This is a genomic window from Streptomyces sp. NPDC047014, assembly GCF_040644195.1.
Taxonomy (GTDB): Bacteria; Actinomycetota; Actinomycetes; order Streptomycetales; family Streptomycetaceae; genus Streptomyces.
In genome coordinates this window covers 142004-153693 of sequence record NZ_JBEYVX010000011.1, presented here as the reverse complement: position 1 = coordinate 153693, position 11690 = coordinate 142004, and the positions used below count along the sequence as shown (strand labels likewise).

Sequence of the window (11690 nt, the reverse complement as noted above, 5' to 3'; positions counted from 1 at the left end):
GGGGCGGCGCCCCAGGAATCCCGGCTCCGCCGGGCACCGGGCTCCGCCCGGACCCGCGCCTCAAACGCCGGCGGGGCTGGATTTGCCGGGCGCTGGGCTCCGCCCGGGACGGGCGCCTCGGGCGCCGGCAAGGGTGGAATCGGCCGGCTGCGGCCGCGGCTGCGGTGGTCGCGTGGAGTAGGCGTGAAGAACGGGGGTGGGGGGCTGGTCCCCGGGGTTACTCGTCCGTAGATTACCGGCGGTAACAACTCGTGCCGAGCCAAGGAGCGCGCGCCGTGGAAACCGAACCGAAGCTGGTCGAGCCCGCCAAGACGGTCGTCGACGGAGTGGTCCGCGAGGTACGGGTCCCCCCGCTCGCGGCGGTCCCCGGGCACGGGTCCCTCGGGGACATCCCCTTCGAGAACGCCGCCCAGGCCCCGGCCGACCCCGTGCTCGCCCGCAAGCAGCCCGACGGCACCTGGCGCGACGTCAGCGCCGCCGAGTTCGCCGCCGAGGTGATGGCCGTCGCCAAGGGCCTGATCGCGGAAGGGCTCCGCGAGGGCGACCGGCTCGCCATCATGGCCCGTACCACCTACGAGTGGACCCTCCTCGACTTCGCCGGCTGGGCCGCGGGCCTGGTCACCGTACCGATCTATCCCACCTCCTCCGCCCTCCAGGCCCGCTGGATCATCCACGACTCCGGCGCCGTCGCCTGCGCCGTCGAGGACACCGCCCAGGCCCGCATCATCAGCGCCGAGCGCGGCAACCTCCCCTGGCTGGCGCACCTCTGGGAGTTCGACACCGGCGCCATCGGCCGCCTCGTGCACGCCGGCCGGCACCTCCCCGACGCGCTCGTGCACGCCCGCAGGGCCGCCCGTACCCCCGACTCCGTCGCCACCCTCGTCTACACCTCCGGCACCACCGGCCGGCCCAAGGGCTGCGTGATCACCCACGCCAACTTCTTCGCCGAGGTGGACAACGCCGTCGGACTGCTCCACCCCGTCTTCCGCTCCGTCAGCGAGGACCCCGCCTCCACCCTCCTCTTCCTGCCGCTCAGCCACGTCTTCGGCCGCATGGTCGCCGTCGGCTGCCTGCGCGCCCGCGTCAAGCTCGGGCACGCGCCCAGCATCAGCACCGACGACCTCCTCGCCGACCTCGCCGGCTTCCGCCCGACCTTCCTCCTCGCCATCCCCTACGTCCTGGAGAAGGTCTTCAACACCGCCCGCGCCACCGCCGAACGCATGGGCCGCGCCTCCTCCTTCGACCGCGCCGTCCGCATCGCCCGCAGCATCGGCGAGAGCGCCGAGGGCGAGAGCCCGGGGATCGGCCTGCGCGCGGCACGGGCCCTGTACGAGCCCCTGGTCTACCGGCGGATCCGCGCCGCACTCGGCGGCCGCGTCCGCTACGTCCTCAGCGGCGGCTCCCCCCTCGGCCGGCGCCTCGCCGCCTTCTACACCGGCGCGGGCGTCGAGGTCTTCGAGGGCTACGGGCTCACCGAGACCACCGGCGCCAGCACCGTCACCCCGCCGCAGCGTCCCCGCCTCGGCACGGTCGGCTGGCCGCTGCCCGGCACGGCGGTACGGATCGCCCCCGACGGGGAGGTGCTGCTCGGCGGCCGGCACGTCTTCGCCGGGTACTGGAACAGCGGGCAGGCCGTCCCGCACGGGAGCTGGCTGCCGACCGGCGACATCGGGGAGCTCGACGCCGACGGGTACCTCACCATCACCGGCCGCAAGAAGGACCTGATCATCACTTCCGGCGGCAAGAACGTGGCCCCGGCCCCGCTGGAGGACTGGCTGCGGGCCCATCCGCTGGTCGGGCAGTGCCTGGTGGTCGGCGACAACCGGCCCTACATCGCCGCGCTGATCACCCTGGAGCCGGACGGCCTGCTGCACTGGCGGCAGATGCACAAAAAACTGGGCGTACCGCTGCGGGAGCTGGTCCGGGACGAGGCGCTGCGCGCCGACCTCCAGCGGGCCGTGGACGAGGCGAACCGCCTGGTCTCCCGCGCCGAATCGATCCGCCGCTTCGCGGTCCTGCCGGGCGAGTTCACGGAGGCCCGCGGCCACCTCACCCCCTCGCTCAAACTGAGACGCGCGGCGATCGCCCGCGACTACGCCGACCACATCGACACCCTCTACCGGGGCCCCCGCGAGCCGTGACCCCCGCCCCCGCCCGCCCCCGGTACTCCCGCTCCGGTTCCCGCCGCCCTAAGCAGGTGACATCGGCTCGAAGTCGATGGATGATGATCCATGTCCGCGCGGTGCGCGTGCGCCCGACTGACGCTGGGGGAACAGAACGTCTACCAGTCGTGCGGCGCCGCCACCCGCGCGGATCCACCTCACCTCTGGCTTGAAGGAACCCCTTTCCGGTGCGTCCCACTCGTGCGACGGCCCTGCTCACAGCAGGTCTCGTCACCCTTCTCGGTGCTCCGGCCGCTGCGGCCGCCGCCCCGGGCCCGTCCACCCTCTTCGTGAACAACCAGGACAACGCCCACTGTTCGGACACGGGCCCCGGTACGCAGTCCGCGCCCTTCTGCACGATCTCGGCCGCGGCCAGGCTCGTCGTACCCGGCCAGACCGTCCGGATCAAGCCAGGCCGGCCGTACTACGAAGCACTCACCGTCGAGCGCTCCGGTGAGCCCGGCAAGCCGGTCTCCTTCGTGTCCGACGGGCCGGCCGGCAGCAACCCGTGGTGGGTCGACCCGGAGAAGGGGCTGACCGTCAAGGGCGCCTCGCACGTGGTGGTCCGCGGCGCGGCCCTCGGCGGCGCGGCCCGCGTCCTCGGCTCCTCCGACGTCGAACTCGACCGGATCTCGATGGTCCCCGGCGGCGGGTCCCTCGTCGTCGGCGAGGGGTCCCAGGACGTGCGCGTCAGCCGCAGCACCCTCTACGGCGCCCGCGTCGAGGGCGGTTCCGCGCGCACCGTGCTCAGCCACAACATGATCTACGGGGAGAAGGCCGCCGCCGTCGCCGCCGTGGACGCGCCCGGCACGGTCGTCACCAACAACACCGTCTTCCTCAGCTGCGTCGCCGCTGTCTCGCTCACCGGCGGCTCGGCGGGCTCCGCCCTGTTCAACAACGTCATCGCCGAGCGGGTCTCCAGCCCGTGCACGACGCCCGGACAGCGCTCCGGCGTCTCCGTGGCCCAGAGCGCCACCGCCGGCACGCGCGTCGACTACAACCTCATCGCCGGCAACGGCCGCGCCGACTACACCACGTACCACTGGGCCGGTACCGCCCACGCGGACCGGGACGCCTTCCACGCGGCGACCGGCCAGGGCGCCCGGGACATCGTCCTCGCCTCCGACGAGAAGGCCGAGTCCCTGGCCGTCGACTCGGCCGACGCGACCGCGCCCGGCGTCCTCCCCACCGACTCCCGCGGCTACCCGGTCGTCGACGACCTCCGCGTGCCCAACACCGGCAAGGACGGCGGCTACCTGGACCGGGGCGCGCGCGAGGGCCAGAACTGGCTGACGAGCATGACGGTCGACCTCGACCAGCCCTGGGCGCCGGCCGGCACCCCGGTGAAGGCGACCGCCACGGCGGTCAGCGCCTGGGCCGGTCCGCTCACCTACACCTACGACTTCGGTGACGGCTCCGCCCCGGTCACCACCACGGAGCGCACCGCCACGCACGCCTACGGCTCGCCGTGCGCGTGCACGGTCCAGGTGAGTGCCCGGAACGAGGCCGGCCACTCCGTCTCCGCCCAGCAGACGGCCAAGGCGGCCGCGCCCGGCCCGCTGACCGCCGCCTTCACCACCCAGCCGTACCTGCCGACCGCCGAGAACCCGAAGGCGTACGTCCTCCCGCTCACGGTCGAGCTCGACCCGCGGACCACCGCCGCGCCGTGGCCGGTCCGGCAGATGGACGTGGACTTCGGTGACGGCACCAAGGAGACCTTCTCGGCGCTGGAGCCCGTCCGGCACACCTACGGACGGCCCGGCGACCACAAGGTGACGGTGACCCTCAAGGACACCCGGGGCGCCACCTCCACGACCACCGGCACGGCGCGGGCGGCCTACACCCCGGCGGGCTACGTGCCCGTCTTCCCGCAGCGCATCCTCGACACCCGCACCGCCGGCGCCCCCGTGCAGGCCGGCACCGCCACCCCGCTGACCGTCCCGGTGCACTACTACAGCTCGGGCCCCAGCCACACCGCCGGGGCGAGCGCGGTCGTACTGAACGTGACCGTCACCGGCACCACCCAGGACACCCACCTCAACGTCTGGCCCGCCGGCCAGCCGCGCCCGGCGACCTCGAACGTGAACGTCCGCGCGGGCGGCACCTCCTCCAACACGGTCACCGTTCCCGTCGGCGCCGACGGCAAGGTCTCCGCCCAGCTCAACTCCGGCCAGGGGCACCTCGTCGTCGACTTCGTCGGCTACTACCAGCCCCACGCCGGTGAGCGCTTCACCCCGGTCACCCCGAGGCGCGCCGCCGACACCCGCACCGCGGGCGGCCCGCTGGGCGGCGGCCAGACCCGGACGGTGAAGGTCGCGGGCGTCGGTACGGTGCCCCCGGACGCGGCGGCCGTCGCGCTCAACCTGACCTCCACCGGCACCACCACCGACACCCACGTCATCGCCTACCCGGACCCCAACCGCCGGCCCGTCAGCTCCAACCTCAACCCGGAGCCCGGCAAGGACAAGTCCAACCAGGTCATCGTGCCGGTCGCCCCGGACGGCACCATCACCCTCTACAACAACGCCGGCTCCACCCACCTCGTCGTCGACACCGTCGGCTACTACGGCAGCGTCGGCGCGGGCTACTTCGTCCCGGCCACGCCGCAGCGGCTCGCCGACACCCGCACCACCGGCAAGCTCGCCGCCGGTGCCACCACCACCATCCCGGGCCTGCCCGCGGACGCCATCGGGGCCGCGCTGAACGTCACCGCGACCGACACCACCACAGCCGGCTTCCTCACCGTCCACGGCTTCGGCACCGCCCGCACGGACGCGAGCAGCCTCAACACCCGTCCCGGTGAAACCGTCCCGAACCATGTCATCACGCCCGTGGGCGAGGGCAAGGTGAACGTCTGGAACAGCTGGGGCGGCCCCAACCACGTGATCACCGACCTGCTCGGCTACTTCGTCCGGGGCTGACCCGGGCGTAAAACAGGGCGCACCGGGATCAACGGTGCGCCCTGTCGCGTCTGTTGTGCGATCGGTCGTGAGGGTGCGGTGAAGCCGAGACGAATGGTGCGTCACAACTGCCGGGGGGACGGCGAGTCGGGTCCGAATACCTGATAGACAGTGGATATCCACGGCTGGACCGGCCGTGCCATCTGAACGGCTCCTTGGGGGGATCGCCGCACTGTGAAGCCGCTTCACCGCCACATCGTCAACACCTCGCGCAAGGTCCTGTGCACGGCCGCCCTCGCGGCCAGCCTGACCACGGCCGCGGTCGTGTCCACTCCGGGCACCGCCGACGCGGGGGAGTCCGAACCGACCCCGGACAGCCCGCAGGCCACCGACCGCGGTGACGCCCGGCTGGACCTGCCCGACATCGTGGCGGACCCGCCGCCGGCCGCCGGTACGGGCGCCCCCGAGGGAGCCAGCGGCATACCCGCGACCGCCCTCGACGCCTACCACCGGGCCGAGGTGTCCGTGGCGGCGGCGCTGCCCGGCTGCAAGCTGCCCTGGCAGCTCCTCGCGGGCATCGGCCGCGTCGAGTCCGTCCACGCCTCCGGCTACGGGCTCAAGGCCGACGGCTACACCGAGCGCCCCATCCGCGGCCCCCGCCTGGACGGCAACGGCTTCGCCGAGATCCGTGACACCGACCGCGGCGAGTGGGACGCGGACGTGGTCTACGACCGCGCCGTCGGCCCGATGCAGTTCATCCCCTCCACCTGGGCCACCTGGGGCGCCGACGGCAACGGCGACTCCAAGCGCGACCCGAACAACATCTACGACGCGGCGCTGGGCGCGGGCCTCTACCTCTGCGCGGGCGACCGGGACCTGTCGGTCGCCGCCAAGCTGGACACGGCGATCCTCAGCTACAACAACTCCCGCGAGTACGTGAACACCGTGCTCGGCTACATGCGCCAGTACCAGCAGGGCGGCGCCTCCGAGGTGCCGAACCCGCCCGTCGGGACCTACCCGCCGCAGCAGCCGGGCACCCTGCCCACGCCCGCGCACACCCCGGTCACCTCGCGGCCGGGCACTCCGGCCCAGACCCCCAGGCCGACGCCCACGCCGACGCCGACCCCCACGCCCACCCCGAAGCCGACGCCGACCCCGACCCCCACGCCGACCCCGTCCCAGCCCGCCGCCCCGCACCTGGCCGAGCTGACGGTGCTCGGCGGCCCGGGTCTCACGGCCGAGGCCGGAGCGGCCTTCACCGAGGTCCCGCGGGTCAAGGTGGTCCTCAGCGACGGCAAGCCGGCGGTGGGCCAGGAGGTCGTCTTCGCGGTCGAGGAGGACTCCACCGGCACCCTGTTCGGCACGGAGAAGTCCCTGGTCGTCAAGACCGCCGCCGACGGCACCGCCGCCGCGCCGGGCCTCAAGGCGGGCGCCAAGGCGGGTACGTTCACCCTCCGCGCCGCCGCCTACGACACCACGAGCCGCCTCACCGTGAACTTCACGGGCACGGTCAAGGCGCCCGCCGTGGACCTGCTGGCGCGTCCGGCGGACTCCACGCCGCTCACCACCCCCGCGGGCGGCAGCATCAAGGACATCGAGGTCCGCGCCACGGCCAAGGGCAAGCCGGCCGCGGTCTCCGGCGTCACGATCGGCCTGGGTGAGGAGAAGGACGGCGCGTGGGTGCCGGCCGACCCGGCGACCGCGAAGGGCCCGTACTTCAAGGACGCGGCGGGGAAGAAGGTCTTCGGCCTCAAGCTGGCCGAGACGGCCGCCGACGGCCGGATCGTCCTGCCGGAGCTCTTCACGGACGCCGGTCTCGCCCCGGGGAAGTACAGCTTCCGCCTGATCACCCCGGACGGGGTGGCCCTGGTCCTGACCGTCGAGGTCACGGCCCCGAAGGCGGACACACCGAAGTAGCCCACACCCAGGGGGCCCGCACCGTGCAGACGGTGCGGGCCCCCTGGGCATGTCAGGCCCCAGGCATGTCGGGCCCCAGGCATGTCAGGCCCTCATTCCCACGGGAAAAGGCAGGAGCCCCGCCGCTCTGCTCGCGCAGAGAGGACGGGGCTCCTTGGGTACTGCTATCCAACCGCGATGAGGTTGGCCCAGGCGACTAGGCCGGGGTGACGTTCTCCGCCTGCGGGCCCTTCGGACCCTGCGTGACGTCGAAGTTCACCGTCTGGTTCTCCTCGAGGGAGCGGAAGCCAGAGGCGTTGATCGCGGAGTAGTGGACGAAGACATCCGGGCCGCCGCCGTCCTGGGCGATGAAGCCGAAGCCCTTTTCAGCGTTGAACCACTTCACGGTTCCGGTAGCCATGAGCCCTCCTATGGGCCAAAGGGTCGCCCTGCTCCAGAACCTGCTAAGAAGTCTGAAAACTACAAAAGCCTGCGGGTCACATTCTCCGCAGGCCTCGTACTGCAAGGGAAACCAAACTGCAACTTGCGTCGAGCCTAGCACGCACCCCGTGGCCGAGACCAGAGGGAAAGATCACGTCACCCGGACGTTTGAGACCCGGCGCGGAGCTGACGCCGACCCGGGGACTAGTCTCGCGATGTGGACGTCTACCGCAGCCGGCCCCGCGTCGGCCACATTCAGTTCCTGAACTGCCTGCCCCTCTACTGGGGGCTCGCCAGAACCGGCACGCTGCTGGACCTGGAGCTGACCAAGGACACCCCCGAGAAGCTCAGCCGGCGACTGGTCGAGGGGGAGCTGGACATCGCCCCGATCACCCTCGTGGAATTCCTCCGCAACGCCGACCGGCTCGTCGCCTTCCCCGATCTCGCGGTCGGCTGCGACGGCCCCGTGATGTCCTGCGTGATCGTCTCGCAGGTGCCGCTGGACCAGCTCGACGGAGCCCGCGTCGCTCTCGGCTCGACCTCTCGTACGTCCGTACGCCTGGCCCAGCTGCTGCTGTCCGAGCAGTACGGCGTACGGCCCGACTACTACACCTGCCCGCCCGACCTGGGGCTGATGATGCAGGAGGCCGACGCCGCCGTGCTGATCGGGGACGCCGCGCTGCGCGCCTCCCTGCACGACGCGCCCCGGCTCGGGCTGGCCGTGCACGACCTGGGGCAGATGTGGAAGGACTGGACGGGGCTGCCGTTCGTCTTCGCCGTCTGGGCCGCCCGCAAGGACTACCTGGCCCGCGAGCCCGTCGTGGTGCAGAAGGTGCACGAGGCGTTCCTCGCCTCCCGCGACCTCTCCCTGGAGGAGGTCACCAAGGTGGCCGAGCAGGCGGCCCGCTGGGAGGCATTCGACGCCGAGCTGCTGGAACGGTACTTCACCACGCTCGACTTCCGCTTCGGTCCCGATCAGCTGGCCGGCGTACGGGAATTCGCGCGCCGTACCGGAGCGACCTCGGGCTATCCCGCGGACGTGGCCGTGGAGCTGCTGAGCGTGGCGGTGCCGGAGGGGTGAGCGGGTTTACCGGGAGGTGGCGCCAAAGGGCCGCGCAGATGAATGCCCGGTTTCCCGGGAATTCCTGAGGATTTCCCCTTCCTCCGCCCGCGGCGGAATTGCGGGAGGAGTACGGCGCCCCTCCCGCAACCCCCGTACCCCTAGGCTGCTGTTCGGCCGGACGCCACAAGGCGCCCGGGATCACGGGGAATTGGGGGAGACCATGCATCCGCTGGAAGCCGGTGAGCCGCGGACGATCGGCGCGTACCGGCTGCTCGGCCGGCTCGGCGCGGGCGGCATGGGACGGGTCTACCTCGGGCGCAGCGCGGGCGGCCGCACGGTCGCCGTGAAGATCGTCCACCCGCATTTCGCCTCCGACGAGGAGTTCCGGGCCCGCTTCCGCCGCGAGGTGGAGGCCGCCCGCCGGGTGGGCGGCGAGTGGACCGCGCCGGTGCTGGACGCGGACCCGGAGGCCGCGGTGCCGTGGGTGGCCACCGGCTATGTGGCGGGCCCTTCCCTGGACCGCGCGCTCGCCGCGCACGGGCCGCTGCCGGAGGAGTCGGTACGGGCCGTGGGCGCGGGCCTGGCGCGCGCCCTGGTGGCCGTGCACGGCCTGGGGCTGGTCCACCGGGACGTGAAGCCGTCCAACGTGATGCTGACCCTCGACGGCCCGCGGCTGATCGACTTCGGGATCGCCCGCGCCACGGACGGCACCGCCTCCCTCACCTCCACCGGCGTCTCCGTCGGCTCCCCGGGCTACATGGCGCCCGAGCAGATCCTCGGCAAGGGCGTCACGGGCGCGGCCGACATGTTCTCGCTCGGCGCGGTCCTCGCCTTCTCGGCGACCGGGCGGCCGCCCTTCACCGGCGACCACTCGGCCACGCTCCTCTACAAGGTGGTCCACGAGCCGCCGGAGCTGGGCGAGCTGCCGCCCGGGCAGCTGCGCGAGCTGATCGAGGCATGCCTGGCGAAGGCCCCCGGCGACCGGCCCGCTCCCGCGGCGGTGGCGGCGGCCCTCGACGGCGCGCTCGGCCGGCCGGGCTGGCTGCCCGCGCCGCTGGTGGAGGAGGCCAGCCGGGCCGCGGTGGCCCTGCTGGACCTGGAGGCCGAGCCCTCGGACCACCGGCCCTCCGGGACGCCCTACGCCCCGTACGGGGACGGCCCCTCCGGCCCGGTCCCCTTCACCGCCCCCTCCTACGGCGGCCCCGCCGCCGGCGGCTTCGGGCCGCCCGACCCCGCGTACGGCGGTGCGGGGGCGGGCGCGGGCACACCGTACGGCGGCCCCGGCACCGGCGGCGCGGGACGGCCCGGGCAGGAGGCCGCCGGACAGGAGGCTCCGGGGCGGCAGGCCGGGATCCGGCTCGCCGGGCGCCGGTTCAGCTGCTCCCTGGTCCTGGCCGTGGCCGCCGCCCTGGCCGTGCTCTCCGGCGGCGTCTACTGGCTGGACCTGCTGCCCGGACAGGGCGGCGCCGACCGGGACCTGGCCGACTCCGGCGGCCGGCCCACCACTCCGGCCCCCGCCGCGAGCGGATCGGCCCCCGCCCCCGGCGGCTCCGGCGCGGCCTCGGCGCAGGGCAGCCGGCCCGATGTGCCCAAGGAGTTCATCGGCACCTGGAAGGGCACGGTCACCACGGCCCGCTTCGGCGTCCCCGCCGAGTTCGAGATCACCATCAGGGCGGGGCGGACCGGTGAGGTCGTCGGCCGGGACAAGTCCGTCCTGGCGGTCCTCGGCACCGACTGCAGCGGCGACTGGAAGCTGGCCTCGGCCACCGACCGCTCCCTGGTCCTGGACACCTCCGGCGGCCCCAACCCGGCCCCCGGGATCTGCTCCGGCGGCTCCGCCGACGAGCGCTTCGCCCTGAACGCGAACGGAACCCTCCACTACACCTCGGGCGACGCCGCCGCCGGGAACCCCGAGGGGGACCTCACCCGCAGCCCCTGAAATGCGCCGCGGACGGCTGGCGTAGGCTGGATCGGTCCGGACCCTGACACAGACACACCGCCGAAAGGTGACTCCCGGTGACCGACCAGGCCGTTCTCCAGTCTGTCCTCGACCGCGCCGCCGCGGGGGGCCGGATCACCCAGGAAGAGGCGCTCGACCTCTACCGCCACGCGCCGCTGCACGCGCTCGGCCAGGCGGCCGACGCGGTGCGCCGCCGCCGCTACGCCGGTACGGAGCACATCGCGACGTACATCATCGAGCGCAACATCAACTACACCAACGTCTGTGTCACGGCGTGCAAGTTCTGCGCCTTCTACGCGGCTCCCAAGGACCGCAAGAAGGGCTGGTCCCGCGATCTCGACGACATCCTGCGCCGCTGCGCGGAGACCGTCGAGCTCGGCGGTACGCAGATCATGTTCCAGGGCGGGCACCACCCGGACTACGGCGTCGAGTACTACGAGGAGCACTTCTCCGCCATCAAGAAGGCGTTCCCGCAGCTGGTCATCCACTCCCTCGGCGCCTCCGAGGTCGAGCACATGGCCCGCATCTCGGGTGTCTCGGCGGAGGAGGCCATCCAGCGGATCCACGCCGCCGGTCTGGACTCCTTCGCGGGCGCCGGCGCCGAGCTGCTGCCGGCCCGGCCGCGCAAGGCGATCGCCCCGCTCAAGGAGTCCGGCGAGCGCTGGCTGGAGATCATGGAGATCGCCCACCGGCTGGGCGTGGAGTCCACCTCCACCATGCTGATGGGCACCGGCGAGACCAACGCCGAGCGCATCGAGCACATCGCGATGATCCGGGACACCCAGGACCGTACGGGCGGCTTCCGCGCCTTCATCCCGTACACCTACCAGCCCGAGAACAACCACCTCAAGGGCCGCACCCAGGCGACGATCTTCGAGTACCTGCGCATGATCGCGATCGCGCGCCTGTTCCTCGACAACATCGCCCACATCCAGGGCTCCTGGCTGACCGTGGGCAAGGAGGCGGGCCAGCTCTCGCTGCACTACGGCGCGGACGACCTCGGCTCGATCATGCTGGAGGAGAACGTGGTCTCCTCGGCCGGTGCCAAGCACCGCTCCAACCGCCAGGAGATCATCGACCTGATCCGCAAGGCGGGCCGCACCCCGGCGCAGCGCGCGACCACCTACGAGCACCTGCTCGTGCACGAGGACCCGGCGAACGACCCGGTCGACGAGCGCGTGGTCTCGCACATCTCCTCCACCGCCCTCGAAGGCGGCACGGCGCACCCCGAGCTGAAGCTCATCTCCGCCAACTGACGCCCCGCCGCC

The 11690-nt window shown here is 72.9% G+C and carries 7 protein-coding genes; 6 read left to right on the top strand and 1 reads right to left on the bottom strand.

Annotated elements, in window-relative coordinates; genetic code table 11:
- Nucleotides 1–326 precede the first annotated feature (326 nt).
- From ABZ873_RS10565 to ABZ873_RS10555, 3 genes are all read left to right on the top strand, one after another.
- The gene (locus tag ABZ873_RS10565) at nucleotides 327–2141 is read left to right on the top strand and encodes an AMP-dependent synthetase/ligase (RefSeq protein ID WP_360868263.1); all 1815 of its coding nucleotides are present in this window, start codon (nucleotides 327–329) and stop codon (nucleotides 2139–2141) included.
- Between the two features lie 209 nt (nucleotides 2142–2350).
- Entirely contained in the window at nucleotides 2351–5083 is a 2733-nt protein-coding gene (locus ABZ873_RS10560; RefSeq protein ID WP_360868250.1) for a PKD domain-containing protein, read from the top strand.
- A gap of 213 nt (nucleotides 5084–5296) precedes the next feature.
- Nucleotides 5297–6979, top strand: a complete 1683-nt coding sequence (locus tag ABZ873_RS10555; RefSeq protein ID WP_360868247.1) for a lytic transglycosylase domain-containing protein — start codon at nucleotides 5297–5299, stop codon at nucleotides 6977–6979.
- Between the two features lie 196 nt (nucleotides 6980–7175).
- Here the strand turns inward: ABZ873_RS10555 and ABZ873_RS10550 are convergent, their stop codons facing one another.
- Complete coding sequence (locus ABZ873_RS10550; RefSeq protein ID WP_030012116.1) at nucleotides 7176–7379, bottom strand: cold-shock protein; 204 nt, start codon at nucleotides 7377–7379, stop codon at nucleotides 7176–7178.
- A 237-nt stretch (nucleotides 7380–7616) separates the two neighbouring features.
- Between ABZ873_RS10550 and ABZ873_RS10545 the strand changes: the two genes are divergently transcribed.
- From ABZ873_RS10545 to mqnC, 3 genes are all read left to right on the top strand, one after another.
- Nucleotides 7617–8480 carry a menaquinone biosynthesis protein gene (locus ABZ873_RS10545; protein ID WP_360868244.1) on the top strand — a complete coding sequence of 288 codons (864 nt, stop codon included), beginning with the start codon at nucleotides 7617–7619 and terminating at the stop codon, nucleotides 8478–8480.
- Between the two features lie 202 nt (nucleotides 8481–8682).
- Complete coding sequence (locus ABZ873_RS10540; RefSeq protein ID WP_360868241.1) at nucleotides 8683–10401, top strand: serine/threonine-protein kinase; 1719 nt, start codon at nucleotides 8683–8685, stop codon at nucleotides 10399–10401.
- Between the two features lie 77 nt (nucleotides 10402–10478).
- Nucleotides 10479–11678 (top strand): cyclic dehypoxanthinyl futalosine synthase, encoded by a 1200-nt coding sequence (gene mqnC / locus ABZ873_RS10535; RefSeq protein WP_360868238.1) that lies wholly within the window; start codon nucleotides 10479–10481, stop codon nucleotides 11676–11678.
- Nucleotides 11679–11690: the final 12 nt, after the last annotated feature.

Excerpts from the sequence above, each read along its gene's own strand:
- ABZ873_RS10550 (WP_030012116.1), bottom strand. The coding sequence starts at position 7,379 with ATGGCTACCGGAACCGTGAAGTGGTTCAACGCTGAAAAGGGCTTCGGC.
- ABZ873_RS10540 (WP_360868241.1), top strand. The coding sequence starts at position 8,683 with ATGCATCCGCTGGAAGCCGGTGAGCCGCGGACGATCGGCGCGTACCGG.